Source organism: Allobosea sp. CCNWLY174 (assembly GCF_037120455.1).
GTDB lineage: Bacteria > Pseudomonadota > Alphaproteobacteria > Rhizobiales > Beijerinckiaceae > Allobosea > Allobosea lupini.
Genome location: NZ_JBBBBQ010000002.1, coordinates 1 through 26,135, shown reverse-complemented (window position 1 = coordinate 26,135; position 26,135 = coordinate 1). Strand labels below are relative to the sequence as shown.

The window sequence follows — 26,135 nt, the reverse complement described above, 5'->3', positions numbered from 1 at the left end:
AGCGTAATGCCGAATCCCTTCAACATTCGTTTTCATGATACCGCGAAGAGACCTATGTCCTCGGCTCCATCTGGAGCCGCCTCATGTCCCCGGAATCGGTCCTGCCGCTGATCGCCTTCGCCGCCATCTCGACGGTGACTCCAGGCGCCACCACGACCCTCGCCACCGCCTCCGGCGCCCATTTCGGCTTCCGTCGCTCCCTGCCCTTCATGATCGGCGTCGCTATCGGATTGGCCGGAATGGCAGTCGCGGCTGCGGCCGGGCTCGCCGGTCTGCTCCTGGCTATGCCCTCGCTCGAATTCGCGATGAAGCTCGCCGGCTCGGCCTATCTGCTCTGGCTCGCAATCAGGATCGGCCGCAGCGGCCCGCCGCATCTCGACAGGAGCATCGCCAAGCCAACGAGCTTTGCCGGCGCGCTCTGGATCCAGCTCCAGAATCCCAAGGGCTGGGCGATGACGCTCGGCGCCGCCGCCTCCTTCGGAGAGCTCGCCCGCGGTGCGGGAGAACTCGCCGCCCTGCTCGGCACAGTCTTCGGAGTGCTCGCGCTGCTGTCGCTGATGCTCTGGTGCGTCGCCGGACTGCTCCTTGCGAAACTGCTGACGCAGGCCTGGCAATGGCGCGCCCTCAACATCGCGCTTGCGCTGGCATTGGCCGCCTCGATCGCAACCATGTGGCGATAGCGCACAATCTTGACCATTCCGGCCAGTCTTACAGGCATCTAGCCGTAAATTGCCGCAATTGCGCCTCTTGCATTTCCAGATCACAAGCTCATCTTGGCATCCAAGTTAGGGAAGACACGCCTCCTCTGGGCAGCGCCATCCGCGCTTTCACAGGAGTTGCAATTGAACCGTTCGATCAAGTCTGGCGCCAAGGCCAGACACGGCGAGGTCAGGCGTCTCTGGCCTGCCGAGCGCGACCTCTTCACCGCCCATCTGCTTCGTCTCGACACCGCCACGCGGCGCGAGCGGTTCGGGACGGCGGTCAACGATGATTTTCTCCGCGCTTACGCCGAAACCACCTTCGGCGTCGGTGGGCTCGTCTACGCCTATGTCGAGGCCGGCGAGATTCGCGGCGCCGCCGAATTGCGCGGGCTGGAGGAGATTATCGTCCAGACGGGCGAAGCCGCCTTCAGCGTCGAACGCGACTGGCGCCGGCGCGGCATCGGCGGGGAGCTGTTCAGCCGTCTGATCACGGCCGCACGCAACCGCAATATCCGCACGCTCTACATGACCTGCCTGCCGGAGAACGCGGCGATGCGGAATCTCGCGCGCAAGTTCGAGGCCGAGATGGTCGGCGGCTACGCCGATGTCGAGGGTCGGATCGCCACCGGCGCGCCGACGCCGTTCACCCTGCTCGACGAAGCCCTCGACAACGCCCGCAGCTTCGCGACCTTGTCGCTCTCGCTGCAGCGCAAGTTCTGGCCGCAGGGCTTGTTCAGCCGGAGCGCCTCGCGGCACTGACACGGCCTCGCAAGAACGACGGGCGCCGTGCTTATCGATTCATCGAGAGCCCGGCGCCCGATTTGGTGATCGCGCCGTTCATGGCACCGCCGCTGCCGACGCGCAGGCGCGCCACCACCGCTCCCCCCCGTTGATAGAGATAGACCTCGCCGTCGCGGTAGTCCCAGGCGTTGACCTGCTGCAGGTCGCGATTGCTGCAGCCCGTGGCGTTGGCGCGGTAGAGGTCGAGCGAAGGCGAGCTCGAGAGCTGCACCCGGCAGGAGCCGCCGGTCGCCTCCTGTGCCGTCCAGTTGCCAATGACGCCGTCGCGGCTCGAAACCGCGCCGCCGCGGGTCGAGCCGCCGCCCGGCGTTGCGCCTGGATTGGCGTTGGCGACCTGGTTGCTCGGCGGCGCCGGCTCGACCGGGCGCTGCTGCTGCACCGGCGGCTGTTGCCCCGGCTGCGCCGCCTGCGGATCGAAGAACGGATCGTTCTGGGGCGGCATGCCGCCCGCGCCCGGCGCGGAACCGCCAGGGGGATAACCACCGGCCTGCGGCGACGGCCCACTCGGATAGCCGCCCGGTGGCGGCAAGGGCTCGGAGGTGATCGGAGCCGACTGGATCGGCGGCGCCGACTGGACCGGCTCGCTATAGACCGGTGCGCGCGCGACGGCCTGGCCGGAACCCGAACCATAGCCACCGAAACGCTGCGATCCTGCGCAGGCGGTCAGCAGCACGAGAGGCAGCAGGCTCGCGGCCCGCAGCAGCACAGAAGTCCTGAAGCTCATTCCCACCATCTCGACCAGTCGCCCGTCCGCAGCATTGTGCCCATGCTGCCTGAATGCGGCATGAAATATTTGGCGTGCGCGTGGTTCAAGGCTGCAAAACGCGCATCGGTCAAGTCTCAACATGGTTTTGCAGCACGCTTATGGCATGGCAGAACGGTGCTCCCGCCATCCGGACCATCAGATGAAGCCGCTTAGCCCCTCTTCGATCCGCGCGCCCTTCGCCCGCTACAGCCACGGCGTCGAACTGCCTCCCGGCCACCGGCTCGCCCTCTGCTCCGGCCAGCTCGGCATCGCCGCTGACGGCACGATCCCCGAAGGAGCCAGGGAGCAGGCGGATCTCTGCTTTGCCAACATCGCCGCGATCCTGGGCGAGGCCGGGATGACGCTGAAGGACATCGTCCGGATCAACGCCTACGTCACCGACCGGGCCCATATGAAAGGCTATATGGAGTCGCGCGACGCCCATGTCGGCACCCCGCCGCCGGCCTCGACCCTGATGATCGTCTCCGGCTTCACCCTGCCGGAATTCAAGGTCGAGATCGAGGTCGTCGCGGCCGCGCCCGAAAGGCGGCGCAAGCCGGCGCGCACGGTCACAGCGCCGAAATTCTGATCCGACGCCCTGCAAGGTCATCCCGGACAAGCCGCGAAGCGGCGCCGATCCGGGATCCGTTCCTGAGCCTTGCCGAAAGACGTTCCGGAATGGGTCCCGGGTTTCCCTCCGGTCGCCCGGGACGACCCGAGTGATCGGGCGGAGGCCCCTCGCGACGATCAGCTCGCGTCGGGCGCGCGCCAGGGGAAGCTCCAGGTCTCGGTCAGGGTCTTGCTGCCGCTCTTCAGGAAGGCGCGCATCTCGGCGAGTTGGCCCGGCTCCACTACGATGTCGATGAAGGCGCGGAAGCCCTCCGTCTTCGGGTTCGGCACCAGGAAGGCCCGGTTGATCCGGCCATAGGCGATCGAGGGCACGATCTCGACCTTCTCCGGCTGCTTCAGATAATAGCCGAGATCGCCGCCGGCGAAATCGACGATGAAGCGGCGGGTGTTCTCGGTCACGGCCTCGCCCGAGCCGAGCGCCTTCGGCTTGGCCTGGTAGGTGTTGATCGCCCGCCCGCCCGGATGCAGATCGCTGGAATCCAGCATCGCCGTCAGCTTGTAGCCGAAGCGGAACTCCCGGCCTGGCTCCAGTGCCTGCTTCGGTGCCCAAAGCGCGACGATGTTGTCGTTGGTTTCATCCGTGGTCGGCAGTTCGATCAGCTCGACCACGCCCTCGCCCCAGTCGCCTTGCGGCTCGATCCAGTAGGACGGCCTGAGCTCATAATTGAGGTCGAGGTCCTGATAATGCTCGAACACCCGGTCGCGCTGCATCAGACCGAAGCCGCGGACATTGCGCTCGACGAAGGAGGAGGTGGCCGGAACGCGGGCGTTGCGCAGGGGGCGCCAAATCCACTCGCCAGTGCTGGAATGGATCAGCAGTCCATCCGAATCGTGCAGCTCGCTGCGGAAATCGTCGTGGAAGCGCCGGTCGTTCTCGCCGGTGAAGAACATCGAGGTCAGCGGCGCCAGCCCGAGCTTCTCGATCGGCTTGCGCGGGAACAGCGCCGCGCCGACATCGACCACGCTGTCGCCGTCCGGATAGATATGGAAGCGATAGGCTCCGGAGACGGACGGCGAATCGAGCAGCGCATAGACCGTGATGCGCTCGGCATCGGCTGCCGGCGTCTCCACCCAGAACTCGCGGAAGATCGGAAACTCCTCGCCGCCCGGCACGCCTGCGCCGATCGAAAGGCCACGCGCCGAGAGGCCATAGCGCTGCCCGCGCCCGAGCACGCGAAAATAGCTCGCGCCGATGAAGGAGATCAGCTCGTCGAAGACGCGCGGATCATTGAGCGGGTAATGCAGCCGGAAGCCGGCGAAGCCGAGATTGACCGGCAGCGGCTTGTCGAACTTGGTTCGCCCGTAATCAAAGAGATTGGTGGCATAGGGCACCGGCGTCGGTACGCCGTCGCGGATCACGTTCACCGTTACCGGCCGGGTGAACAGGAAGCCGGGATGGAACATCTGCATGCGGAAGCCGGAATTCGATTGGGCGAGCAGCGCCCGCTCCGGCCGGAAGCGGATCTCGCGCCAGGCGTCGAAATCGAGCCGCGTCAGCGCCTCCGGCAAGGCCGGCCCTGCTTCATAGGGTACGGCCGCGATCTCGCGGGCCCGGCGCACCACCTCGTCGAAGCCGAATCGCGGCTGCGGCGGCGCCTGTTCCGGCTGCTGCGCCAGCAAAGCCTGCGGCGCAGCGGTGGCGCACAATGCGGCGCTCAGCCCGGCCAGAACCCGGCGGCGATCGGTAACCGTCATGATCGAAGCTTGCCCCTTGGATATAAACGCGCGAAGGCGCGCTGCGCCAACGACTTAGGCGATGAAATGGGGCTGGTCTAGGGCACAGCAATCGCCTGCGCAGGCCAGTGTTGAAAGGAAACGCGAGCGCCGCCCTTCTCCTCCCGCCCCGTCCTGTAAAAAATCCGGTCTCGGCCGTCAGAAAAAACTTGAAGCGCGGAGTCCGCGCCCGTATATGCAGCTCACCCAATTCGCACGTGCCTGTGGCCGCGTGCTGGTCGGTGGGCATCCGGACAAGAGGCCGGACAGCCGCCAGGGATGGGAAACGGATGGAGGGGGATGGATATCCCCTCAAATCACGCTCCCGGCTTTCGCAAGAAGGCCGCTCCCGAACAGCGACCAGCAGCCGGAGGCGAAACCGGCGAACCCCGAATCTCCACGGGGGACGTAGCTTAAAGCAACGACGGAGCGGGCTTTTTTGGTCTCGTTGGTCCTCCAAAGGCCAACACCGAAGAGGCTTGTCCTTCATTGCCGGGCGTGCGGGGTTAATCTCCCAATCGACGGTGTTTCGGGTCCGGACGTCTCGTCCGCAGTCCTAAGGCGTCTCCACAGCGCCTCGGGTCGCGGTCGTTTCAACCGGCTACACGTCGTATCGGCGCCGCTTGCGCCGAAGAGGAGCAGCGTCTCATGACCGAGCGCATCCGTGAGTTTCTGCGTGACCGCCGCGAGGACGGCCCCTGCGTCGTGATCGACCTCGAGGTCGTGCGCGAGAATTATGTCGCCTTCTCCCGGGCGCTGCCGGACACCCGCGTCTTCTACGCGGTCAAGGCGAATCCGGCTCCGGAAGTGCTGCGCCTGCTGGCCAAGCTCGGCTCCTGCTTCGATTGCGCCTCGGTCGTCGAGATCGAACTGGCGCTGTCGGCCGGCGCCACGGCCGACCGCATCTCCTTCGGCAACACCATAAAGAAGGAGCGCGACGTCGCCCGCGCCATGGAGCTCGGCGTGCGCCTGTTCGCCGTCGATTGCGAGGCCGAGGTCGAGAAGGTCGCCCGCGCCGCCCAGGCCACCAAGTCCGAAGGCGCGCGCATCTTCTGCCGCATCCTCTGCGACGGCGCCGGTGCCGACTGGCCGCTCTCGCGCAAGTTCGGCTGCGTGCCTGAAATGGCCGCAGACGTGCTCGAGCACGGCCATCGCCTCGGCCTGCAGGCCTATGGCATCTCGTTTCACGTCGGCTCGCAGCAGGCCAATGTGAACGCCTGGGATTCGGCCCTGGCCTCGGCCTCGGCCGTGTTCAAGGAGTGCGCCACGCGTGGCCTGTCGCTGTCGATGGTCAATCTCGGCGGCGGTTTCCCGGCGCGCTACCTGAAGCCGATCCCGGGCGTCCCGGCCTATGGCGATGCGATCTTCCAGGCGCTGTCGAAGCATTTCGGCAACCGCCTGCCGGAGACCATCATCGAGCCGGGCCGCGGCATGGTCGGCGAAGCCGGTCTGATCGAGGCCGAGGTCGTTCTGATCTCGAAGAAGAGCGAGGACGACCAGGTCCGCTGGGTCTATCTCGACATCGGCAAGTTCAACGGTCTTGCCGAGACGATGGACGAGGCGATCCGCTACCCGATCCGAACGATCCGGGACGGCGACGCCACGGTTCCCTGCGTGCTCGCCGGCCCGACCTGCGATTCGGTCGACGTCATGTACGAGAAGACCCCGTACATGCTGCCGTTCAGCCTGGAGATCGGCGACAAGGTCCTGATCGAGGGTACCGGGGCCTATACGACGACCTATGCGGCCGTCGCCTTCAACGGCTTCCCGCCGCTGAAGCAGTACGTCATCTGACGAAACGGGAGGGCTCGCTGCCCTCCCTCACTCATCGGGTCCGGCGAAGCGCCCTGCCACGTATCGGCAGGCTGCCCGGGAAACCGGGCGGAGCGTTCGTGCCTCCAAGAATGGAGCGCGGGCGTGGCTCCCGCCGGACCCTCTTCCACACAATCCCTTGTTTGTGGCCGCGTCCGCGCGGCGCCGGGAAGGTCCGCGAGACGGCGGGCGCTCCGGCAGGAGGTGCGTCATGATCACGATCCGCGACGAGATCGAGACCGATATTCCAGCCCGCGAGGTCCTGCTCGACCGCTGCCTCGGCGAGCGCCGCACGACGAAGTCGAGCGAGCGCCTGCGCGAAGGCCGCATGCCGGCGGAAGGCCTGGCCCTGACGGCCGAGCGCGATGGCGCGATCGTCGCGACCGTGCGGCTCTGGCATGTCGAGGCCAACGGCAAGCCGGCGCTGCTGCTCGGCCCGCTCGCGGTCTCGCCGGACCTGCAGGGCGAGGGTCTCGGCAAGGCGATGATGCGCGAGGCGATCTGGCGCGCCGCCTGCCGCGGCCATGGCGCGATCCTGCTCGTCGGCGATGCGCCCTATTACGAGCGCTTCGGCTTCACGCCTGAGCCGATGGCCGAACTTGCCATGCCAGGCCCGTTCGAGCGCGAGCGCTTCCTCGGCCTCGAGCTGCGCGATGGTGCGCTCCAGGGCGCGAGCGGCGTTCTCAAGGCCACGGGGGCGCTCGTGCCGGCCGCCGGAACGGACGGACTCCGACGTCGCGCAGCCTGAGCGCCCGGACACCGCACCATCCTTGACGGGCAGGCCTTAGGGTCTGCCCGTTCTGCGTTTGGGCGATCGTTAATTCACCGGCTTCGTCGCCGAAACGTCATCTTGCCTTCACCGGACTGTCGTCCGGCACCGCCATCACCCGCCGCGAAGGCGGGAACAATGGCAGACACGGTTCTGACGAACAGATTGGCAAAGCCGCGGGTGCTGCAGCTCGCTTCCTGGCGACCTCGCCGGTCGACGCTGCTCGCCTTCGGCTTGCTGGCCCCCTCGCTGATCCTGCTGACGCTGTTTACCTACTGGCCGGTCGCTCAGGTCTTCTGGCAATCATTGCACAACCAGCAGAAGGTCGGCGGCCCGCAGGGCTTTGTCGGGCTCGCGAACTTCGCGGCCCTCTTCGCCGACGCCGCCTTCCGCAAGGCTCTCGCCAACAACCTGCTCTACGCCGTCGGCACCGTGATCCCGAGCCTCGTGCTCGCGCTCGGCTTCGCCATGGCGCTGGTCCGGTCGAGCCGCGTCAACGCGCTGTTCCGCTCGCTCTTCTTCCTGCCGGTGCTGATCCCGCTCGTCGCGGCCGCCTCGGTCTTCTTGTTCATCTTCCTGCCCAATGCCGGACTGCTCGACTACCACCTCGCCAAGCTCGCGATCTCCGGGCCGAACTGGCTGGGTGATCCCGACATCGCCCTGTACTCGATCATGGGCCTGACGATCTGGAAGAACGCCGGCTACTACATGCTGTTCTTCCTCGCCGGCCTTCAGGCGGTTCCGGCCGACGCCTATGAGGCGGCGATCCTCGATGGCGCCAATCCCTGGCAGCGCCTGCGCTACGTCACCCTGCCTTATATCAAGCCGACGATCGGCTTCGTGCTGGTGATCGGGCTGATCAACGTCGTCACCCAGGTCGACCACGTCTTCGTGCTGACCAAGGGCGGCCCGTCCGACTCCACCAACCTGCTGCTGTTCTACGTCTACCAGCAGGCGGTCGAGAGCTATGATGCCGGTCGCGCTGCCGCCGGCACGCTCGTCATGCTGGCGCTGCTCCTCGTCATCTCCGCAAGCTCGCTCCGCACGATCGAGCGCTCCTTCGGGGAGCGCGACCGATGATCGAGGCCTCGACCGGCGTCGCCAACCGCGAGATCACGCCAAAGCTCGGCTATGCCGCGACCCTGCTGCTGGCGGCGCTCTGGATGGTGCCGTTTCTCTGGATGCTGGTCGCCGCCTTCAACCCGCACACCTATGGCGGCTCGGGCATGGCCTCGCTGGTGCCGTCCTATCTGCCGACGCTCGGCAACTTCGCCGAAGCCTGGGCCTCGGCCGATTTCCCGCGCTACGGCCTCAACACCGCGATCATCAGCTTCGGCATCCTGGCCGTGCAGATCGTCACCATCACGCTGGCGGGCTATGCCTTCGCCCGCATCGACTTCCCCGGCCGGACGCTCTGCTTCTATCTTTTCCTGCTGCAGCTGATGCTGGCGCCCGTCGTGCTGATCGTACCGAACCTCGCGACGATCGCCCGGCTCGGCCTCTATGACAGCCTGCTCGGCGTGATGGCGCCCTATTTCGCCTCCGCCTTCGGCACATTCCTGATGCGCCAGGCCTTTCTGGCGATCCCGCGCGAGCTCGAGGACGCGGCGCTGATCGACGGCGCCAGCGTCTGGCAGCGCATCGGCTTCATCTATCTGCCGCTGGCGAAGCCCTCGCTGATCGCCTTCTCGATCGTCTCCGTCACCAGCCACTGGAACGAGTTCCTCTGGCCGCTGATGGTGATCAATTCGCCGGATTTGCGCCCCCTCACCGTCGGCCTCGCCTCGTTCACGCGCGGCGCCGAGGGTGCGCAGGCCTGGGGCGTCATCGCCGCCGGCACTCTGATGGTCAGTGCTCCGCTGCTGATCGCCTTCGCGCTGTTCCAGCGCGCCTTCGTCAATTCCTTCGTCTCGTCAGGCATCAAGTAAGGGGTCCAGACAATGACCAGCACCACCCGCAGATCGGTCCTCGCCGGCGCGGCACTTGCCGCTTCCTTCGCGGTCGCACCCGCTTTCGCGCAGGCGCCGACCGAGATCGAGCTGTTCTTCCCCGTCCCGGTCGACGGGCAGCTCGCCCGTGACATGACCGCGCTGATCAAAGAGTTCAACGAGAAGAACCCTGCGATCAAGGCGACGCCGGTCTACACCGGCTCCTATGACGAGACGCTGATCAAGACCCGCGCCGCGATGAAGGCCGGCAAGCCGCCGGCCGCCGTGATCATGTCGGCCAATTTCCTGCTCGATCTCAAGATCGAGGGCGAGATCCAGAAGCTGGATGACCTCATCAAGGCCGACGGCAAGAGCAACGACGCCTATATGGGCCAGTTCTTCCGCGCCCTGCACGGCAACGCCGTGCTCGACCGCTCGGTCTACGGCGTCCCCTTCCACAATTCGACGCCACTGTTCTACGTCAACGCCGACCACTTCAAGGAAGTTGGCCTAGATCCGGAGAAGCTGCCGACGAACTGGGAAGAGCTTGCCGCCGCCGCCAAGAAGCTGACCAGGCGCGAGGGCGACCGCGTCACCCGCTGGGGCATCATGGCGCCCTCGAACTACGATTACGGCGGCTGGATCCTGCAGGCTCTGACCCAGTCGAACGGCGGCCAGTGGTTCAATGTCGATTACGGCGGCGAGGTCTACTATGACAGCCCGTCCATGCTCGGCGCCCTGACCTTCTGGTCGGACCTCGTCGCCAAGCACAAGGTCCACCCGGCCGGGGTCCAGGCGGGGGGCGCGGTCTCGACCGCTTTCCTCTCCGGCCAGGCCTCGATGATACTGCTCTCGACCGGCTCGCTGACCCATATCCGCACCAACGCGAAGTTCCCCTACAAGGTCGCCTTCGTGCCGAAGAACGTGAAGAACGAGGTGCCGATCGGCGGCGCCTCGCTCGTCATCCCGACCGGCGTCGAAGGCGAGCGCCGCAAGGCCGCCTGGACCCTGATCAACTGGATGACCTCGCCGGAGAAGTCCGGCTGGTGGAGCCGCGCCACCGGCTATTTCGCTCCGAACATGGCTGCCTACGAGCTGCCGGAGATGAAGGAGTTCATCGCCAAGAACCCGGATGCCGGCATCGCCGTCAGCCAGCTCGCCTATGCCAAGCCCTGGTTCGCGACCTACAAGACGGTTCCGGTCCGCAAGGCGATCGAGGACGAGCTCCAGGCCGTCCTCTCCGGCAAGAAGCAGCCGAAGGAAGCACTCGTCTCGGCCCAGAAGACCGCCGACGAGATCATGAAGCCCTATGTCGAGCAGACCGCCCTCAAGCTGCCAACGCAGTAAAGAGCGATCGCCATCGTCATGGTCGGGCTTGTCCCGACCATCCACGTCCTCGCTTCATCCACGTCGCAAGACGTGGATGCTCGGCACAAGGCCGAGCATGACGGGGAACCAAGACCCGGATCGTAGCACCATGCTGATCGCCCACATCACCGACCTTCACATCCGCCCGCTCGGCAAGCCGGCCTATCGCGTCTCCGAGACCAATGCCCTGACCGAGCGCGCGCTCGACGTCGTCGCGGCCCTGCGCCCGCAGCCGGATGCGCTGGTGATCACCGGCGACCTCACCGATTGCGGCCTCGCCGAGGAATACGGGCTGCTGGCCAACCTGCTGAAGCGGGTCGAGGTGCCGGTGCTGCTGCTGCCGGGCAATCACGATCGCCGCGAGACCTTGACGGCCGGCCTGACGCTCGGACCGCACGCCGTGCTCGACGACGGCTTCGTCCAGTTCAGCGCCGACCTCGGCGATGTCAGGCTGATCGGCCTCGACACCCTGCTGCCCGGCCAGAGCGCCGGCGCGCTCTGCGACAAGCGCCTCGGCCTCCTGGAAAAGGCGCTCGCCGGTGCGAACGGCAAGCCGGTCGTCATCTTCATGCACCACCCGCCCTTCGACTGCGGCATCATCCACATGGACCGAATTCGCCTGCTCGAAGGCGCTGATGGCTTCCGCGAGATCGTCGCCCGTTACCCGAATGTCGAGCGCATTCTCTGCGGCCACCATCACCGGCCGATCACGACGCGCTTCGCCGGCACGATCGCCCAGATCGCGCCGAGCGTGACGCATCAGGTCACGCTCGATCTCGCGCCCGAAGGTCCCGCGACCTTCCATATGGAGCCGCCGGCTTACTACTTGCACAGCTATCGGCCCGGCACAGGGCTCGTCAGCCACATGGCTTATGTCGAGCGCTATCCGGGTCCCTACCCCTTCGTGCTCGACGCCGATTATCCCGGCGCGCACGCCTGATACCGCCTGCCTGTCGCCCCTTCCGGTTGACCCTGGGGACGCCAGGCCATACCAGCGTCCGCTGATCCACCAAGGCACGACCCAGGAGTTGAAAAGAATGACGGATTGGCCCGTATACGGCGAGATCAGCGGCCCGATCGTGATGATCGGCTTCGGTTCGATCGGCCGCGGGACGCTGCCGCTGATCGAGCGGCATCTCAAATTCGACAAGAGCCGGTTCGTGGTGATCGCACCCGACGACGACAACCGCGCTTTGCTGGACGAGCGCGGCATCCGCTTCATCCAGGAAGCCGTGACGCTCGAGAACTACAAGACCATGCTCACCCCTCTGCTGACGGCGGGCGGTGGCCAGGGCTTTTGTGTCAACCTGTCTTGCGACACCGGCTCGCGCGACATCATGGAGCTCTGCTCCAGCCTCGGTGCGCTCTATATCGACACGGTCAACGAGCCCTGGCTCGGCTTCTATTTCGACGAGACGAAGGGTCCGGGCGAGCGCTCGAATTATGCGCTGCGCGAGATGACGCTCGCCGCCAAGCGCGCCCGCGCGCCGGGCTCGACCACGGCCGTCTCCTGCTGCGGCGCCAATCCCGGCATGGCCTCCTGGCTGGCCAAGAAGGCTCTGCTGAACATCGCCTCCGACATGCGCTTCAACGTGCCGCAGCCGACCACCCGCGAGGAATGGGCCGGGCTGATGAAGCAGGTCGGCGTCAAGGGCATCCATATCGCCGAGCGCGACACGCAGCGCTCGAAGAACCCCAAGCCGCCGGGCGTCTTCGTCAACACCTGGTCGGTCGAAGGCTTCATTTCCGAGGGCGTGCAGCCGGCCGAGCTCGGCTGGGGCACCCATGAGAAGTGGATGCCGGACAATGCCCGCACCCACGAGACCGGTTCGCAGGCGGCGATCTACCTGATGCAGCCCGGCGCCGAGACGAAGGTGCGCAGCTGGTGCCCCACCCCGGGCCCGCAATACGGCTTCCTGGTGACGCACAACGAGTCGATCTCGATCGCCGACTACTTCACCGTGCGTGACGAGGCCGGCAAGGCGATCTACCGGCCGACCTGCCACTACGCCTATCACCCGGCCAACGACGCCGTCCTCTCGCTGCACGAGATGTTCGGCAATGCCGGCCGGCCGCAGGAAGAGCACCACATCCTCGAGGAAAACGAGGTCATCGACGGCATCGACGAGCTCGGCGTGCTGCTCTATGGCCACGACAAGGGCGCCTACTGGTTCGGCTCGCAGCTCTCGACGGAGGAGGCGCGCAAGCTCGCTCCCTACCAAACCGCGACGGGCCTGCAGGTCACCTCGGCCGTGCTCGCCGGCATGGTCTGGGCGCTGGAGAACCCCAAGGCCGGCATCGTCGAGGTCGAGGAGATGGATCTCGACCGCTGCCTTTCGATCCAGATGCCCTATCTCGGGCCGGTGCAGGGCTATTACACCGACTGGACACCGCTCGACGGCCGCCCGGGCCTGTTCCCGGAGGATATCGACACCTCCGACCCCTGGCAGTTCAAGAACATCCTGGTGCGCTGATCGTCACAGCAAAAGGCCCGCCTCACGGCGGGCCTTTTTTCATTTCGAACGCTGCGCTCAGAAACGCGGCGTCGACAAGCTGTTGGCGAAGGGGTTGGCGCCCGAGCCGATGCGCGAGGGCAGCGTGCCCTCGCCATAGAGCTCGCCCGCAGCCGAATAGACCGGGCTCGCCACGAAATGCTGCGAAGCATAGCGGTTCATGCTGCCGACCGGTACGACATTGCCGGCGTCGAAATAGCTGCGCTTCTGGACGGTGACACGCAAAGGCTTGCGCTGTTGCTGCGCCTCGGCCACCGAGGCGGCAAAGGTGACCGCTGCGACCGACAGGGCGAGACCAGCGGCGAGACGGGAAAGCGAACGCATGACGATCTCCTGAGGCGGTTGCCCCCGCCGAAGTTGCCGGCGGATCGGCTATCGCAGACGATACAATTCCCGAGTTAATGCTTTTGTTGCGCCTTGCCAGTGCAGGGCGGCCACACGAGGCCGTTACCGCGCCTGCGCCTGCTTGCTGCTGGTCGGCCGCAGCGCCGGGGCCTTGCCGTCGGCGTCGAGCCAGGAGCCCTTTCGGCCGGTCGCCGCAAGCCGCGGCACCGAGCAGCCCTGCCGGCGGTTGAGCTCGGTGCGGGCGAAATTGCTGCGCAGCTCGGGATCGTCGCCGGCGCTCAGGAGATCGATCCGGTCGATCAGGCAGATCAATTGCGCCCTGTCGGCCGGTCGCGCCTCGCTCCCGCACCACCAGCCGGAGAAGGACAGATGCGCCGCCCCGTCGAGATGGCGGAAGGCGATGCAGGCTCGCCCGGCTTTGCCGTCGCTCAGGCCGATATCGGCGGTCTCGACGGTGCCGAACTTGGTCTCGATCGTGGTCGCCGCACCGCTGCGCCCGACCGAGAGGCCACGCGCCGCACTCTCGCGCACCAGCGTGATCACGAAGGGTTGCGCCTGCCCGGCGAGTGCCTTCTGCACCTGTGCATCACGGTTGACCTGGAACTTGAGCGCCAGGAAGGATTTGCTGTCGCCGAATTCGCCGAAGCTCAGCATGTCCTCGCGGCGCTGGCCGTCCTGGCTGCGCCGCGCCTCATAGGCGCTGCGCTTGTCGAGCTCGGACGACTCCAGGCCGAACAGCGCGATCGGACGACCGATCATCACCCAGCCGTCCTGTCCGGCGGCCAGCGGTAGCGCCTGGAGGCGAACATCGCGTACCAGCGGAGCGGCTACGGCCTCCGTCGAGGCCAGATTGGCGAGCGCAGGTTCCGACGAACCGGAAGAAAGACCGGCAACGAGCATCGCAGTCAGGCTCACTCCGGTCAGCGCGGCGAGGCCGCGCCAGACGAGGCCGCCCGTCAAGCCGATCGCGCCGGAGCGCAGCAAGCGCAGCACGGGCCGCATGATCCGCGCAAAGCCGGCTTCGGTCGCGTCGGCGAGATCGACCAGCCGGGCCGCGAGATCGAAGCGGCCCGGTGCGGCGTCGGCCAGGCCCTGCAGGCGCGGCTGAAGGCGTTGCCCGCTGTCCTGCAGGCGCAGCTTGAGGCGCTGCCAGATGGCGCTGATCTCGTCCCCGTACACGACAATACCCAACCCGTTGGACGGCCCGCACTGCTGCAAGCCGCTTCGTCCCACTCGCAGGCGAGCTTTCGCCGGCCGTGATGAGCAGGCCGTTACCGGACGTGCTTCATCGCGAAACAGGGTCAATGGCAGGTAAGGAGGCAGGGTTAATGCCGGCGCTGCAGCAGGACGATTGACTTTTCACGGCAGCTTGTGTTTGGGATTGCGCGCCGGGCACTTATCTCCCGGCTTCGCGATGATGTTCAGGTTGGCTCTGTGACGTTCCGTCTGACGACGAAAACCACGACCAAAACGACGGCCGGGAAAACCCGGACGTCGCACTGACACGTCGCCTCGATTCCGGGATCTCCCCCCCGGCCGGGGTCAACCGGCCGAACCCGCGATCGAGATGAGCGGCGACGGCCTCCCCGGGGAGGCACAACCGGTTTCGCCAGAAGGAATTCTTAGAGATGAGCTTCAAGGTCGCGGTCGTCGGCGCCACGGGCAATGTGGGCCATGAAATGCTCGACATCCTCGCCGAGCGCGCCTTCCCCGTCAGCGAGGTGGTGGCGCTCGCCTCTTCCCGCTCGGTCGGCACCGAGGTCTCCTTCGGTGACAAGACGCTGAAGGTGAAGGCGCTCGAGCATTACGATTTCTCCGACACCGATATCTGCCTGATGTCGGCGGGCGGCGCGGTCTCGAAGGAATGGTCGCCGAAGATCGGTGCGCAGGGCGCCGTCGTGATCGACAACTCCTCGACCTGGCGCATGCATCCCGACGTGCCGCTGGTCGTGCCGGAGGTGAACGCCGCGGCCGCCGCCGGCTTCAGCAAGATGAACATCATCGCCAACCCGAACTGCTCGACCGCGCAGCTCGTCGTGGCGCTGAAGCCGCTGCATGAGCGCTTCGGCGTCAAGCGCGTCGTCGTCTCGACCTATCAGTCGGTCTCCGGCGCCGGCAAGGAGGCGATGGACGAGCTCTTCAACCAGACCCGCTCGGTCTTTGCCGCCGGCGAGGTCCAGGCCAAGAAGTTTTCCAAGCGCATCGCCTTCAACGTCATCCCGCACATCGACGTCTTCATGGAAGACGGCTTCACCAAGGAAGAGTGGAAGATGATGGCGGAAACCAAGAAGATCCTCGATCCGAAGATCAAGCTGACCGCCACCTGTGTACGCGTGCCGGTCTTCATCGGCCATTCCGAGAGCGTCAACATCGAATGCGAGAAGCCGATCACCGCCGACGAGGCGCGCGAGGTGCTACGCACCGCTCCCGGCATCCTTGTCATCGACAAGCACGAGCCCGGTGGCTACATCACCCCGCACGAGGCAGCCGGCGAGGATGCGACCTATATCTCGCGCATCCGCGAGGACGCCACGGTCGAGAACGGCCTCGCCTTCTGGTGCGTCTCGGACAATCTGCGCAAGGGCGCCGCGCTCAACGCGGTCCAGATCGCCGAGGTGCTGGTCAACCGCAAGCTGATCCAGCCGCGCAAGCAAGCCGCCTGAGTTCAGCGCGCTTCCTTTAAAGAAAATTTCAAGGCGGGCGTCATGCCCGCCTTTTTCTTGCGCGCACGCATAGCGGCCGTGCCGGATTTGCGCGAGGGATCGCCCCGATCATCGGCTAGGGTCGGCTTCTCCTAGAGATTCACCGAAGACCTTGCCCGACACCCTGACCAGAGTGCCTCTGCCGGTCGAACCAGCCCCGGCCGAGCCGCCGCAACGTCCCGCGCCGCGACGTGACAACAGCCTGCGCGGCATCGGCCTGATGCTGCTCGGTAGCGTCTTTCTGTCGGCCGCCGACGTCGCCTCGAAATACCTCACTGCCACGACGCCGGCGATCCAGGTCGTCTGGCTGCGCTATGCCGCCTTCGCCCTGATCATGCTGGCTGTCGCCGCTCCCGGCGGCTTCAAACAGCTGAAGCCGCGGCGCGCGGGCATGCAGATCCTGCGCGGCGTCGCCGTCACCGTCTCCTCGATCCTGTTCGTCTCGTCGCTGAGATACCTGCCGATCGCCGACGCGACCGCGACGAGCTTCGTCTCGCCGCTCTTCGTCACTGCCTTGTCGATCCCGATCCTCGGCGAGAAGATCGGCTGGCGGCGCTGGACCGCGACCGCCGTCGGCCTGATCGGCGTGCTGATCGTTGTGCGTCCCGGCGGCAGTGATTTCCAGGCAGCCTCGATACTGCCGGTTCTCTCGGCCGTGACCTGGGCCTTTGCGCTGATCGTCACCCGGATGATGAGCGCGACCGAGAACCCCGTGACGACGCTCGCCTGGTCGGCAGTCGTCGGCTGGATCGTGCTCTCGGCGCTCCAGCCTCTGACCTGGCAGCCACTCTCGACTGAAGCGCTGCTGGTCGGCCTGTTCATCGGCGTCTCCTCGACCGTCGGCCACTGGTTCGTGATCCAGGCCTTCCGGCATGCCGACGCCTCGCTGCTGGCGCCCTTCTCCTATGTGCAGTTGCTCTGGGCCTCGGCCTTCGGCTTTATCCTGTTTTCGGTGCTGCCCGACGCCGTGACCTGGTTCGGCTCGGCGATCATCATCGCATCAGGCCTCTATACCGCCCATCGCGAACGCATCAGGGCCCGCAGGGTGATCGGGCGCTGATCCCGGAGAGATCGGCGAAGCCGCCTCAGGCTTTCTTGGCCCCATAGCGCGCCATGAAGGTCGCTACCGCCTCGCCGACGACATAGGCGATCTCGTCCTCGGTCGGCGGCACGCGCTCGGCATTGAACAGGCGTGGGCGCATCAGGGTCGACTGCGAGAGATCGACGAACTGAGCCGCCGCCAGGGCCGCATTTGCTATGGCCAACTCGCCCTGCTCGACGCGGCGGGCGAGGAAGGCGGCAAGCTGCTGTGCCCCCTGCATCGGGCCGCGCTCATAGAACTCGCGGCCGAGGTCGGGCATGCGCTCGGCGACCCCGAGCACGATGCGATGGGCGCTCAGCGCGAAGGGATTGGTCAGCAGGCGCACCAGCCCGCTGCCGAAATTCGTCAGCGCGAGCGTGAGATCGGGCTCTTCGGCCAGGGCCGCATACATGCCCTGCTTCTGCTTCTCGCGCTCGCGCTCGATCAGCGCGACGAAGAGATGCTCCTTGTCCTCGAAATAGACATAGAGCGTGCCCTTGGAGACGTTCGCGGCCGAAGCGATGTCGTTCATGCTGGCGGCGTCGAAGCCGCGGGCTGTGAACACGGCGTGCGCCCCTTCCAAGATCTGGTGACGCTTCTCGGGATCGGCACCCGCGACCCGGCGGTTGCGGGAGATCGCCTTGACATGTCGCGGCTCGAGCGTCGCGCTCATTATGTTCCATCCGTCCCGCGCATGTTCGCGCTTGCAAAAATAATCGAACCGAGCGGTTCGATTTCCTCTTGATATGCACCTCGTACGGCGCTATTTCAAGCACAATCGAACCGAGCGGTTCGAAACCAGATTGTCAGGGCATTGTCACCATGACTGCCGAAACCACCGTTGAAAAGCGCCTTGAGCCACGCCGCGACCGTCTGAAGCTGGTCGATCCGGCGCTGGAACAGACTCCTGCGCCCGTCGAAGGCCGCAAGGCGAGCGAGGACGTTGCCGCCCCGCCCCAGGCTGCCGAGAAGCCGGCGCGCAAGCGCAGCGGCGTCAAGCGCGTCGCGCTGATCCTCGTCGCCGGCACGGCGCTTGCCGCCGGCCTCTGGTACGGCATCGACTGGTGGCGCAATGGCCGCTTCATCGTCTCGACCGATGACGCCTATGTCGGCGCCGAGATGGCGACGATCTCTGCCAAGCTGCCCGCCAACATCGCCGCGATCGCGGTGACGCAGAACCAGGAGATCAAGGCCGGTCAGCCTCTCGTCAAGCTCGACGATGGCGACCAGCGCATCGCGCTGGAGAGTGCCCAGGCCAAGAGCGCCACCGCCAAGGCCACCCTCTCGCGCATCGACGCGCAGATCGAGGCCGCCCGCGCCAGTCTGCAGCAGGCGCAGGCACAGCAGACCTCGGCCGAGGCCGCCGTCACCCGCACCACCGCCGATTTCGAGCGCGCCAGCAACCTCGCCGCCAAGTCCTATGGTTCGCAGGCGACGCTCGACGCCGCCACCGCCGCGCGCGACCAGGCCGTCGCCTCGCTCGCCAGCGCCAAGGCCGGCGTGGTGCAGGCGCAGGCCAATATCGAGGTGCTCAAAGCCCAGCGCGTCGAGGCCGCCCGCCAGATCGACGAGCTCAAGGTCGCCGAGGACAAGGCTGCGCGCGACCTCTCCTTCATGTCGATCTCGGCTCCGATCGACGGCCTCGTCGCCAATACCAACATGCAGCTCGGGGACCTCGTCAGCGCCGGCAAGCGCCTGATGTCGATCGTGCCGCTCGACCAGGTCTATGTCGACGCCAACTTCAAGGAGACGCAGGTCGGCCCGCTGAAGATCGGCGACAAGGCGAAGATCACCGTCGACGCCCTGCCCGGCCAGGTCTTCGACGGCACGGTCAGCGGCATCGCCGGCGGCACCGGCTCGGTCTTCACCCTGCTGCCGCCCGACAACGCGACCGGTAACTTCACCAAGATTGTTCAGCGCGTGCCCGTCCGCATCGCCCTGTCGCCGGAATCGGCCGGCAAGCACATTCTGCGCCCGGGCATGTCGGTCGTGGTCTCGATCGACCCGCGCCCGAGCGCGCAGAAATAACCAGACGTCCGGGCCCTCGACCCGAGGAGCCATTTCCGACCGGGAAATGGCGATGTGCCAAGGTTCAATCGCCCCTTCTGGGCCAAAGCGCACCGCGCCTCACGGCGCTCCTCGGGCCGGGGGCCCGGTTCCGCAGACCAGATTGAAATCCCCAGTCGAGGAGGCCGGCATGGCCACCGCCACGACGACCATTCCGGCCGGCGCCGCGCCGGCGCCAGACGCCATTCCGCTGCGCCGGATCTTCGCCTTCATGGCGATGGTCTTCGGCATGTTCATGGCGATCCTCGACATCCAGATCGTCTCGGCCTCGCTGGCGGAGATCCAGGCCGGCCTGTCCGCGTCCAGCGACGAGATCGCCTGGGTCCAGACCGCCTATCTGATCGCCGAAGTCATCATGATCCCCTTGTCCGGCTATCTCAGCCGGGCGCTCTCGACCCGCGTCTTCTTCTCGATCGCCGCCGCCGGCTTCACCATTGCGAGCGTGCTCTGCGCCATGTCGAGCTCGATCAATGAGATGATCCTGTGGCGGGCGATCCAGGGCTTCATCGGCGGCGGCATGATCCCCGGCGTGTTCGCCGCGGCTTTCACCATCTTCCCGGCCTCGAAGCGGCCGATCGTCTCGCCGCTGATCGGCTTGATCGCGACGCTCGCCCCCACCATCGGCCCGACCGTCGGCGGCTATCTCAGCCACGCCTTCTCCTGGCACTGGCTCTTCCTGGTCAATCTCGTGCCCGGCATCGCCGTCACCATCGCGGCCTGGAACCTGATCGACTTCGACAAGCCGGACCACAGCCTGCTCAAGCGCTTCGACTGGGTCGGGCTCGGCGCCATGGCCGCCTTCCTCGGCAGCATGGAATACGTGCTCGAGGAAGGGACGCGGCTCGACTGGTTCGAGAGCCACGAGATCGTGCTCTTCACCTTCGTGATGATCATCGGTGCCGTGCTGTTCTTCTGGCGGGCGCTGACGCGGAACGACCCGCTGGTCGATCTCTATGCCTTCAGGAACCGCAACTTCGCCTTCGGCTCGCTGTTCTCCTTCACCATGGGCATCGGCCTCTACGGACTGACCTATCTCTACCCGGTCTATCTCGGGCGGATCCGCGGCTATGACGCGCTGATGATCGGAGAGACCATGTTCGTCACCGGCCTCGCCATGTTCCTGACGGCGCCGATCGCCGGGCGCCTGTCGACCAAGCTCGACCCGCGCATCATGATGATGATCGGCTTTGGTGGCTTCGCACTCGGCACCTACCTCGCCTCGGCCATCACCGCCGATTGGGATTTCCACGAGCTGCTGGTGCCGCAGATCCTGCGCGGCTGCTCGCTGATGCTGTGTATGGTGCCGATCAACAACCTGGCGCTCGGGACCCTGCCGCCGCAGCAGCTCAAGAACGCCTCCGGCCTTTACAATCTCACCCGCAATCTCGGCGGTGCGGTTGGGCTCGCCGTCATCAACACCCTGCTCAACAACCGCACCGACCTGCACATCGCCCGGTTGCATGAGGCCGTCGCCGCCGGCCGCCAGATCGCCGAGGAGAACCTCGCCTCGATGACGCAGCGCTTCATCGAGTATGGCGACGCCGCCCAGTCGATGGCGCTGAAGCTGCTGACGCAGCGGGCCCACAAGCAGGCGCTGGTCATGGCCTTCGGCGACGTCTTCCTCGGCCTGACCGTGATCTTCGGCGCCCTGGTGCTGCTGTCCCTCTTCATGACCAAGCCGCCGGCTGCCAAGCCCGGAGCCGCAGGCGGTGGGCACTAAAGACACCCCAAATTGCGGCCCCCTGCACCGTGGACAACCCCCTGATGCGTCTTGCCGCAGGTGCGAGGAGATTGACAGCTGGTTTCGGAGAAGGCAAAAATATCAATAATATCAGTAGTTTAGATAAATTCTAAACTACAATGACACCGATCTTCGAGTTGGAAGGCGTTCATGAGCATTCTGTCCCTCAAGGATGGCATCCCGGCGCGGACCCAGGCGGAACAGATCCCCTGGCCCCAGAAGGCCCCGGCTGCTTGCCCCATCAGCGCGGTCAAGGCACGCCTGCGCAGCGTCGGCCTGCGCCCGACCCGCCAGCGCATGGCGCTGGGCTGGCTGCTCTTCGCCAAGGGCGACCGCCATGTCAGCGCCGAGATGCTCTACGAGGAGGCGCTGCGCGCCCGCGAGCCGCTCTCGCTCGCCACCGTCTACAACACGCTGCGTCAGTTCTCCGAGGCCGGCCTGCTGCGCCAGGTCTCGGTCTCCGGGCCGAAGACCTTCTTCGACACCAATGTCTCGGAGCATCACCACTTCTACAACGAGGACGACGAGACCGTCGTCGACATCCCCGGTTCCGAGATTCACGTCTCGGGCCTGCCGGTCGCGCCGGAAGGCATGATGATCTCCTCGGTCGAGGTGATCGTGCGCCTGCGTCGCGCCGATGGCGAGGAGACGGTGAGGAAGGTCGCCGGGGGTCACCGGGCGTGATCGTCTGCTCCTGCAACGTCCTGTCCTGCCGGCAGATCAAGGGCACGATCGCCCCTGACGGCAGCGGTCCGCGCACGGCGGGCGAGGCCTATGACTGCCTCGGCTGCAGCCCGGATTGCGGACGTTGTGCCCGCGAGGTTCGCTCGCTGCTCGTCGAGGCGCGCGCCGCTTGCGCCAGCCAGTGCCATAGCTGCGCCAGCCACGATGTCGAATGCGCCGTGCATGTCTCGGTCGGCCTGATGATGGCCGGCATCGAGGAGAACGACGACCGCGTCGCCGCCTGATCCGGCACGGCGCGTTTTCTCGCGCCTGGCGCGCAATCTCTCCTTCCCTTTCCGAGCGAGGCGCTCTACATTAGGATCATTCTAATGTAGTCGATTGCGAGGAGCGCGGCATGAAGGGCGACAAGAAGGTCATCGAATACCTCAACAAGGGCCTGCGCTCCGAGCTCACGGCCATCAACCAGTATTGGCTGCACTACCGGATGCTCGATAATTGGGGGCTGAAGGACATGGCCAAGACCTGGAAGAAGGAATCGATCGAGGAGATGGTCCATGCCGACCGTTTCGTCGACCGCATCCTCTTCCTCGAAGGCTTCCCGAATCTCCAGACCCTCGACGCACTGCGCATCGGCGAGAACGTCAAGGAAGTGATCGAATGCGACCTCAAGGCCGAGGTCGAGGCACGCTCCCTCTATCAGGAAGCGGCGAAGTACTGCCGCGACGTCGGCGACTACCCGTCCGAGGACCTGTTCAAGGCCCTGATGAAGGACGAGGAAGGCCATATCGACTTCCTCGAGACCCAGCTCGACCTGATCGGCCGCATCGGCCTCGAACTCTACACCCAGAAGCATGTCGGCGGGCTCGAGGGCGACGAGCACTGACCTGCGGCAGCTGTTTCCAAGGGGCGATCGACCGGGCCTGGTGACAGGCCCGGTTTTTTGTTGCGCAGCTGCCTCCCCAAATACGGCAGCGCGTGTCAGAGAGCGGCCACCAGTAGGGAGGAACGAATGGCTGAGATCGTCGCCGTAGCTCGGGATGAAGGCCACCGCTTCAGCAAGCCGCTCCTGCCGGCGATTCGCCTGCTCGCCGGCCTCGGTGTCGAAGGCGACGCCCATTGCGGCGAGACGGTGAAGCATCGCTCGCGTGTCGCCGTCGATCCGACGCAGCCGAATCTGCGCCAGGTCCATCTGATCCAGGCAGAGCTTTTCGAGGAACTCGCGGCCCGCGGTTTCTCGCTGCGGCCTGGCGATATGGGCGAGAATGTCACCACGCGCGGGCTCGACCTGCTCGCTTTGCCCACCGGTGCCCAGCTGCGGCTCGGCCCCAACGCACTCGTCGAGATCACGGGCCTGCGCAATCCTTGCGTCCAGATCGAAGCCTTCCAGCCCGGCTTGCTAAAGGCCGTGCTCGGTCGCGATGCGAATGGCGGGCTGATCCGCAAAGCCGGAATCATGGCAATCGTGTTGGAGGGGGGAGAGGTCCGTCCCGGCGATTCAATCGAGATCAGCTTGCCCGCTTTGCCGCACCGGGCCCTCGAACGCGTTTGAGGCGGCGGAGCCTTTCGGCCCGCCGCCTCATCGAAGCGTGAAGATCACTGACTGGTCAGGCTGATGCAGCCTGACCAGCGAGATGCGCTCGCGACAGCTTCTCAGAGGAAGCTGATATTCGCCGCTTCGGGGCCCTTCTTGCCGGCGCGGATCGAGAAGCGCACGCGCTGCCCGTCCATCGGCGGCTGCAGGCCGCTGCGGCTCAACGACGAGACGTGCAGGAACACGTCCGGCCCTCCCTTGTCGGGGGCGATGAAGCCGAAGCCGCGATCGGTATTGAAGAACTTAACAGCGCCGTCGAACGGACCTTCCATCGGGGCGCTGGCGCCACGATCGAAGCCGCCGCGATCGCCGCGGTCGAAGCCGCCACGGTCGCCGCGGTCATAGCCGCCACCACCCCCATAGCCGCCACCGAAATCGTCGCGCGGCGGGCGCGGCGAGAACGGACGGCCACCGCCTCCCGGACCGCCGGCGCCACGCGGCGCGGCGGGGGCTGCGGTCGAGGCATCGATCTCGTGGACGGAGACGACCTGCAGGCCGCGCCGGCCTTCGCCGAGATCGCAGATGATGGTCGCACCGGGCTGCAGGTCCTGCGGATCCTGCGGGCCGATGGCCGAGATGTGGAGAAAAACGTCGCCGGAGCCGTCCGCCGGAGAGGCAAAGCCGAAGCCTTTCTCCGGATCGAACCACTTGACCTTGGCTTCGATATTCTCGTGGGTGACGAAGGGCGCCGGGGCGGCGGGCTTACGACGATCGAACATGCAGCTTCAACGATAGTGACCGGGAGCGCGCAATCTAGCGCAAGCTTCTGGGTTCGTCATCGGTGCGGCGCAGCAAAAATGCTTGTCCGGCGAAATCATGCCAGATTGCAAATTTTTTCCCCAGCGACCGCCGTTTCAAGCGGCGGATCGACTAAAACTCACCCGTTCCGGAGCAGACGTCAACCGTCCTGTCCAGGCTCCGCTTCCGAGCAGCGGATCATCTGCACTTTCTTGGGCATCTCGCCGACCGCCGGGACGAACTGTCCGGTCTGCGGATCGAGGAGCATCAGCGTGCCGGTCGCGACAGCGAAATAGGCGCCATGTAGGTGCAGCCTGCCCTTGCTCTCGAGGATGTTGATGCAGGGGAAGGTGCGCAGGTTCGCGAGCGATTGCTGGACCGAGAGCAAAGCGAGGCGCTCGACATAGTCGTCCAGGGTCTCGTTTCGGCCGCGCCCGCCCGAGCGCCTGGCCGCGGGTTCGACCAGCGTGATCCAGCGGCCGATGAAGTCGCCGGACGACAGCGGCCCCTGCGTATCGTCGGCGAAGGCTCTGATACCTCCGCAGCGACCATGGCCGAGCACGACGATATGTTCGACCTTGAGCGCCTGTACGCCGTATTCGAGCGCCGCTGAGGTGCCGTGCAACTGGTCGTCAGGCGAGAAGGGCGGGATCAGATTGGCGATGTTGCGGACCACGAACATCTCGCCGGGGCTCGCATCGAAGATGACCTCGGGCGAGACCCGCGAATCGCAGCAGCCGATCAGCATGATCTTCGGCGTCTGCCCACTCTCTGCGAGTTTTTGGTAACGATTCTGTTCGCGCACGAAGCGATCGTCGAGGAAGGCGCGATAGCCCTCCGTCAGGCGCTGCGGGAACGGCTCGGGAGCTTGCTGGTCCATGCTTCAGTTGGGCCAGAAGCCGACGGCCTTCGTCAAGAGCCCGTCCAGCTGATTCTGCTGCAACGCAGCATCAAATCTCGCAAAACTGCTTCTGCAGCTGCGCCGCCAGCGCCTGCGCGTCGCCGCGAATCAGAATGCGCTTCAATCGCGCACTCGCGCCTGCCGTCAGCGAAACCCGGGAGCGGGAGACCGACAACTCCTTGGCCAGCAATGCGATCAGCGCGGCATTGGCCTCGCCCTCGCTCGGAGCTGACCGGACCCTGGCCTTCAGCACGTCGCGCCCGTCGGCCAGCGTCTCGACGCCGTCGAGGCCATCGCGCCCGCCGCGCGGAGTCAGGCGGACGGAAAGCGCGAGCCCGTCCGGCGTGATCGACCAGGCGGCCATCCAGCCTAGAAAACGTTAGGGTAGATGTAGCGGGTGATCACGCTCTGGATGAAGAAGATCAGCAGCAACAGGATGATCGGCGAGATGTCGATGCCGCCGAGATTGGGCAGCATGTTGCGGATCGGCCGCAGCGCCGGCTCGGTGATGCGGTAGAGGAAATCCCAGACCGTCGAGACGAACTGGTTGCGCGTGTTGACGACGTTGAAGGCGATCAGCCAGCTCAGCACGGCCGAGGCGATCAGGATCCAGACATAGAGGTTCAGCGCCAGCATCACGACGTCGAGAACGGCACGCATCGAGCAGCATCTCCGAGAAGGCCAGGCGCTCCGCGACGAGCACCCACAAAACTCCTGCCGCAAGCGATTGACAGGAGCGCAACGCAGGGCCTAGAAGGCCAGCGCCTTGGGGGCTGTAGCTCAGATGGGAGAGCGCTGCAATCGCACTGCAGAGGTCAGGGGTTCGAATCCCCTCAGCTCCACCAAAACTTTTTTCCCATCATGGAGGCCTGCTAAGGCCTTGAACGGTAAAGATAAATCGGCGGTTCGAATACCGTCGATATGGTGATATGAAATGCGGCCTGCGAAGGCCAGCCGTAGCACCATTCTCTTGTCCTCCAATCGGTCAGAACTCCAAAGTTTATAAGGGCTTGCGAGGAACTCGAATCCGGTTCGGAATGTGTCCTCGAACGAGGCCACCGGTCGACCGCATCTGCTCACCTTCTCGCTCAACCCGGCCTTTTGCTCTTCGAGCTTTCGGACCTGATTCTCCTAAGCCGTGATCAACGTTCCGCTGTCGGATGCGAGAATGCTCGTGACGTTGCCCCTCGGTCCTAATCCAGTTTGAAGTTCGTTCTGGCCCCGCAAGAGGACCAGGACATGAAACGCAGCCGCTTCTCGGAAGAACAGATCATCGCGATCCTGAAGGAGCAGGAATCGGGTGTT

At 65.7% G+C, this 26,135-nt stretch carries 27 protein-coding genes and 1 tRNA gene; 19 read left to right on the top strand and 9 right to left on the bottom strand.

Features of this window, described 5'->3' with window-relative positions; translation table 11 throughout:
* The first annotated feature begins 83 nt into the window (after positions 1-83).
* Positions 84-680 (top strand): LysE family translocator, encoded by a 597-nt coding sequence (locus V7S63_RS06905; protein ID WP_336529687.1) that lies wholly within the window; start codon positions 84-86, stop codon positions 678-680.
* A 162-nt stretch (positions 681-842) separates the two neighbouring features.
* Complete coding sequence (locus V7S63_RS06900; protein WP_167561659.1) at positions 843-1,460, top strand: GNAT family N-acetyltransferase; 618 nt, start codon at positions 843-845, stop codon at positions 1,458-1,460.
* Between the two features lie 31 nt (positions 1,461-1,491).
* Here V7S63_RS06900 and V7S63_RS06895 read toward each other — a convergent pair whose 3' ends face one another.
* Positions 1,492-2,226 carry an AprI/Inh family metalloprotease inhibitor gene (locus tag V7S63_RS06895; protein ID WP_248307607.1) on the bottom strand — a complete coding sequence of 245 codons (735 nt, stop codon included), beginning with the start codon at positions 2,224-2,226 and terminating at the stop codon, positions 1,492-1,494.
* A gap of 181 nt (positions 2,227-2,407) precedes the next feature.
* Between V7S63_RS06895 and V7S63_RS06890 the strand changes: the two genes are divergently transcribed.
* Positions 2,408-2,836 carry a RidA family protein gene (locus V7S63_RS06890; RefSeq protein WP_336529686.1) on the top strand — a complete coding sequence of 143 codons (429 nt, stop codon included), beginning with the start codon at positions 2,408-2,410 and terminating at the stop codon, positions 2,834-2,836.
* Between the two features lie 158 nt (positions 2,837-2,994).
* Here the strand turns inward: V7S63_RS06890 and V7S63_RS06885 are convergent, their stop codons facing one another.
* A complete protein-coding gene (locus tag V7S63_RS06885) occupies positions 2,995-4,572 on the bottom strand; it encodes an OpgD/OpgG family glucan biosynthesis protein (RefSeq protein WP_336529685.1) in 1,578 nt (525 codons plus the stop codon).
* Positions 4,573-5,238: 666 nt separating this feature from the next.
* Here V7S63_RS06885 and V7S63_RS06880 point away from each other — a divergent pair.
* The 7 genes from V7S63_RS06880 (at position 5,239) to V7S63_RS06850 (ending at position 12,941) form a co-directional block, all read left to right on the top strand.
* Positions 5,239-6,384: a type III PLP-dependent enzyme gene (locus V7S63_RS06880; RefSeq protein WP_091836537.1), complete on the top strand. Its 1,146-nt coding sequence runs from the start codon at positions 5,239-5,241 to the stop codon at positions 6,382-6,384.
* 229 nt (positions 6,385-6,613) lie between these two features.
* Positions 6,614-7,150, top strand: coding sequence for a GNAT family N-acetyltransferase (locus tag V7S63_RS06875; protein ID WP_091836539.1), 537 nt, complete (start codon positions 6,614-6,616; stop codon positions 7,148-7,150).
* A 159-nt stretch (positions 7,151-7,309) separates the two neighbouring features.
* A complete protein-coding gene (locus tag V7S63_RS06870) occupies positions 7,310-8,251 on the top strand; it encodes a carbohydrate ABC transporter permease (protein WP_091836541.1) in 942 nt (313 codons plus the stop codon).
* Positions 8,248-9,099, top strand: a complete 852-nt coding sequence (locus V7S63_RS06865; protein ID WP_336529684.1) for a carbohydrate ABC transporter permease — start codon at positions 8,248-8,250, stop codon at positions 9,097-9,099. Before V7S63_RS06870 ends, V7S63_RS06865 begins: the two co-directional genes overlap by 4 nt.
* 12 nt (positions 9,100-9,111) lie before the next feature.
* Positions 9,112-10,446, top strand: a complete 1,335-nt coding sequence (locus V7S63_RS06860; RefSeq protein WP_336529683.1) for an ABC transporter substrate-binding protein — start codon at positions 9,112-9,114, stop codon at positions 10,444-10,446.
* A 130-nt stretch (positions 10,447-10,576) separates the two neighbouring features.
* Positions 10,577-11,407, top strand: a complete 831-nt coding sequence (locus tag V7S63_RS06855; protein WP_336529682.1) for a phosphodiesterase — start codon at positions 10,577-10,579, stop codon at positions 11,405-11,407.
* A 97-nt stretch (positions 11,408-11,504) separates the two neighbouring features.
* Positions 11,505-12,941, top strand: a complete 1,437-nt coding sequence (locus V7S63_RS06850; protein ID WP_336529681.1) for a homospermidine synthase — start codon at positions 11,505-11,507, stop codon at positions 12,939-12,941.
* 57 nt (positions 12,942-12,998) lie between these two features.
* On the opposite strand, the gene V7S63_RS06845 is transcribed toward V7S63_RS06850, so the two are convergent.
* On the bottom strand, positions 12,999-13,304 hold the full coding sequence (locus V7S63_RS06845) for a hypothetical protein (protein ID WP_336529680.1): 306 nt from the start codon (positions 13,302-13,304) through the stop codon (positions 12,999-13,001).
* Positions 13,305-13,427: 123 nt separating this feature from the next.
* The gene (locus V7S63_RS06840; RefSeq protein ID WP_336529679.1) at positions 13,428-14,504 is read right to left on the bottom strand and encodes a hypothetical protein; all 1,077 of its coding nucleotides are present in this window, start codon (positions 14,502-14,504) and stop codon (positions 13,428-13,430) included.
* 449 nt (positions 14,505-14,953) lie between these two features.
* On the opposite strand from V7S63_RS06840, the gene V7S63_RS06835 reads away from it, so the two are divergent.
* Together V7S63_RS06835 and V7S63_RS06830 are read left to right on the top strand one after the other, a co-directional pair.
* Positions 14,954-15,988, top strand: coding sequence for an aspartate-semialdehyde dehydrogenase (locus tag V7S63_RS06835; protein ID WP_100963623.1), 1,035 nt, complete (start codon positions 14,954-14,956; stop codon positions 15,986-15,988).
* 151 nt (positions 15,989-16,139) lie between these two features.
* Positions 16,140-17,087, top strand: a complete 948-nt coding sequence (locus tag V7S63_RS06830) for a DMT family transporter (protein ID WP_244543877.1) — start codon at positions 16,140-16,142, stop codon at positions 17,085-17,087.
* A 25-nt stretch (positions 17,088-17,112) separates the two neighbouring features.
* On the opposite strand, the gene V7S63_RS06825 is transcribed toward V7S63_RS06830, so the two are convergent.
* Positions 17,113-17,781, bottom strand: a complete 669-nt coding sequence (locus V7S63_RS06825) for a TetR/AcrR family transcriptional regulator (RefSeq protein ID WP_336529678.1) — start codon at positions 17,779-17,781, stop codon at positions 17,113-17,115.
* Positions 17,782-17,930: 149 nt separating this feature from the next.
* Here V7S63_RS06825 and V7S63_RS06820 point away from each other — a divergent pair, with 149 nt between their 5' ends.
* The 6 genes from V7S63_RS06820 to V7S63_RS06795 all read left to right on the top strand — a co-directional run bounded on the left by V7S63_RS06820 (position 17,931) and on the right by V7S63_RS06795 (position 23,149).
* Positions 17,931-19,136, top strand: coding sequence for an HlyD family secretion protein (locus tag V7S63_RS06820; RefSeq protein ID WP_336529677.1), 1,206 nt, complete (start codon positions 17,931-17,933; stop codon positions 19,134-19,136).
* A gap of 169 nt (positions 19,137-19,305) precedes the next feature.
* On the top strand, positions 19,306-20,895 hold the full coding sequence (locus V7S63_RS06815) for a DHA2 family efflux MFS transporter permease subunit (RefSeq protein ID WP_100963629.1): 1,590 nt from the start codon (positions 19,306-19,308) through the stop codon (positions 20,893-20,895).
* Positions 20,896-21,066: 171 nt separating this feature from the next.
* The gene (gene irrA, locus V7S63_RS06810) at positions 21,067-21,600 is read left to right on the top strand and encodes an iron response transcriptional regulator IrrA (RefSeq protein ID WP_336529676.1); all 534 of its coding nucleotides are present in this window, start codon (positions 21,067-21,069) and stop codon (positions 21,598-21,600) included.
* Complete coding sequence (locus V7S63_RS06805; RefSeq protein WP_091836568.1) at positions 21,597-21,884, top strand: (2Fe-2S)-binding protein; 288 nt, start codon at positions 21,597-21,599, stop codon at positions 21,882-21,884. Before irrA ends, V7S63_RS06805 begins: the two co-directional genes overlap by 4 nt.
* A gap of 110 nt (positions 21,885-21,994) precedes the next feature.
* On the top strand, positions 21,995-22,483 hold the full coding sequence (bfr, locus tag V7S63_RS06800; RefSeq protein WP_057191938.1) for a bacterioferritin: 489 nt from the start codon (positions 21,995-21,997) through the stop codon (positions 22,481-22,483).
* 126 nt (positions 22,484-22,609) lie between these two features.
* Positions 22,610-23,149, top strand: a complete 540-nt coding sequence (locus V7S63_RS06795) for an MOSC domain-containing protein (RefSeq protein WP_100963633.1) — start codon at positions 22,610-22,612, stop codon at positions 23,147-23,149.
* Between the two features lie 101 nt (positions 23,150-23,250).
* On the opposite strand, the gene V7S63_RS06790 is transcribed toward V7S63_RS06795, so the two are convergent.
* The 4 genes from V7S63_RS06790 to V7S63_RS06775 all read right to left on the bottom strand — a co-directional run bounded on the left by V7S63_RS06790 (position 23,251) and on the right by V7S63_RS06775 (position 25,490).
* On the bottom strand, positions 23,251-23,910 hold the full coding sequence (locus tag V7S63_RS06790) for a cold-shock protein (protein ID WP_091836574.1): 660 nt from the start codon (positions 23,908-23,910) through the stop codon (positions 23,251-23,253).
* 179 nt (positions 23,911-24,089) lie between these two features.
* Positions 24,090-24,809, bottom strand: a complete 720-nt coding sequence (locus V7S63_RS06785) for a carbonic anhydrase (protein WP_336529675.1) — start codon at positions 24,807-24,809, stop codon at positions 24,090-24,092.
* 70 nt (positions 24,810-24,879) lie between these two features.
* Positions 24,880-25,194: a DUF167 family protein gene (locus tag V7S63_RS06780; RefSeq protein WP_336529674.1), complete on the bottom strand. Its 315-nt coding sequence runs from the start codon at positions 25,192-25,194 to the stop codon at positions 24,880-24,882.
* Positions 25,195-25,199: 5 nt separating this feature from the next.
* Positions 25,200-25,490, bottom strand: a complete 291-nt coding sequence (locus V7S63_RS06775; protein WP_091836582.1) for a YggT family protein — start codon at positions 25,488-25,490, stop codon at positions 25,200-25,202.
* Between the two features lie 109 nt (positions 25,491-25,599).
* Here V7S63_RS06775 and V7S63_RS06770 point away from each other — a divergent pair.
* Positions 25,600-25,675, top strand: a tRNA-Ala gene (locus tag V7S63_RS06770).
* Positions 25,676-26,135: the final 460 nt, after the last annotated feature.

Bases quoted from the DNA above. Each gene is read 5' to 3' on its own strand.
- V7S63_RS06835 (WP_100963623.1), top strand. From the start codon at position 14,954: ATGAGCTTCAAGGTCGCGGTCGTCGGCGCCACGGGCAATGTGGGCCAT.
- V7S63_RS06780 (WP_336529674.1), bottom strand. From the start codon at position 25,194: ATGGCCGCCTGGTCGATCACGCCGGACGGGCTCGCGCTTTCCGTCCGC.
- V7S63_RS06850 (WP_336529681.1), top strand. From the start codon at position 11,505: ATGACGGATTGGCCCGTATACGGCGAGATCAGCGGCCCGATCGTGATG.
- V7S63_RS06785 (WP_336529675.1), bottom strand. From the start codon at position 24,809: ATGGACCAGCAAGCTCCCGAGCCGTTCCCGCAGCGCCTGACGGAGGGC.
- V7S63_RS06825 (WP_336529678.1), bottom strand. From the start codon at position 17,781: ATGAGCGCGACGCTCGAGCCGCGACATGTCAAGGCGATCTCCCGCAAC.
- bfr (WP_057191938.1), top strand. From the start codon at position 21,995: ATGAAGGGCGACAAGAAGGTCATCGAATACCTCAACAAGGGCCTGCGC.
- V7S63_RS06815 (WP_100963629.1), top strand. From the start codon at position 19,306: ATGGCCACCGCCACGACGACCATTCCGGCCGGCGCCGCGCCGGCGCCA.
- V7S63_RS06845 (WP_336529680.1), bottom strand. From the start codon at position 13,304: ATGCGTTCGCTTTCCCGTCTCGCCGCTGGTCTCGCCCTGTCGGTCGCA.
- V7S63_RS06860 (WP_336529683.1), top strand. From the start codon at position 9,112: ATGACCAGCACCACCCGCAGATCGGTCCTCGCCGGCGCGGCACTTGCC.
- V7S63_RS06875 (WP_091836539.1), top strand. From the start codon at position 6,614: ATGATCACGATCCGCGACGAGATCGAGACCGATATTCCAGCCCGCGAG.
- V7S63_RS06865 (WP_336529684.1), top strand. From the start codon at position 8,248: ATGATCGAGGCCTCGACCGGCGTCGCCAACCGCGAGATCACGCCAAAG.
- V7S63_RS06895 (WP_248307607.1), bottom strand. From the start codon at position 2,226: ATGAGCTTCAGGACTTCTGTGCTGCTGCGGGCCGCGAGCCTGCTGCCT.
- V7S63_RS06795 (WP_100963633.1), top strand. From the start codon at position 22,610: ATGGCTGAGATCGTCGCCGTAGCTCGGGATGAAGGCCACCGCTTCAGC.
- V7S63_RS06870 (WP_091836541.1), top strand. From the start codon at position 7,310: ATGGCAGACACGGTTCTGACGAACAGATTGGCAAAGCCGCGGGTGCTG.
- V7S63_RS06775 (WP_091836582.1), bottom strand. From the start codon at position 25,490: ATGCGTGCCGTTCTCGACGTCGTGATGCTGGCGCTGAACCTCTATGTC.
- V7S63_RS06820 (WP_336529677.1), top strand. From the start codon at position 17,931: ATGACTGCCGAAACCACCGTTGAAAAGCGCCTTGAGCCACGCCGCGAC.
- V7S63_RS06905 (WP_336529687.1), top strand. From the start codon at position 84: ATGTCCCCGGAATCGGTCCTGCCGCTGATCGCCTTCGCCGCCATCTCG.
- V7S63_RS06890 (WP_336529686.1), top strand. From the start codon at position 2,408: ATGAAGCCGCTTAGCCCCTCTTCGATCCGCGCGCCCTTCGCCCGCTAC.
- irrA (WP_336529676.1), top strand. From the start codon at position 21,067: ATGAGCATTCTGTCCCTCAAGGATGGCATCCCGGCGCGGACCCAGGCG.
- V7S63_RS06855 (WP_336529682.1), top strand. From the start codon at position 10,577: ATGCTGATCGCCCACATCACCGACCTTCACATCCGCCCGCTCGGCAAG.
- V7S63_RS06790 (WP_091836574.1), bottom strand. From the start codon at position 23,910: ATGTTCGATCGTCGTAAGCCCGCCGCCCCGGCGCCCTTCGTCACCCAC.
- V7S63_RS06880 (WP_091836537.1), top strand. From the start codon at position 5,239: ATGACCGAGCGCATCCGTGAGTTTCTGCGTGACCGCCGCGAGGACGGC.
- V7S63_RS06885 (WP_336529685.1), bottom strand. From the start codon at position 4,572: ATGACGGTTACCGATCGCCGCCGGGTTCTGGCCGGGCTGAGCGCCGCA.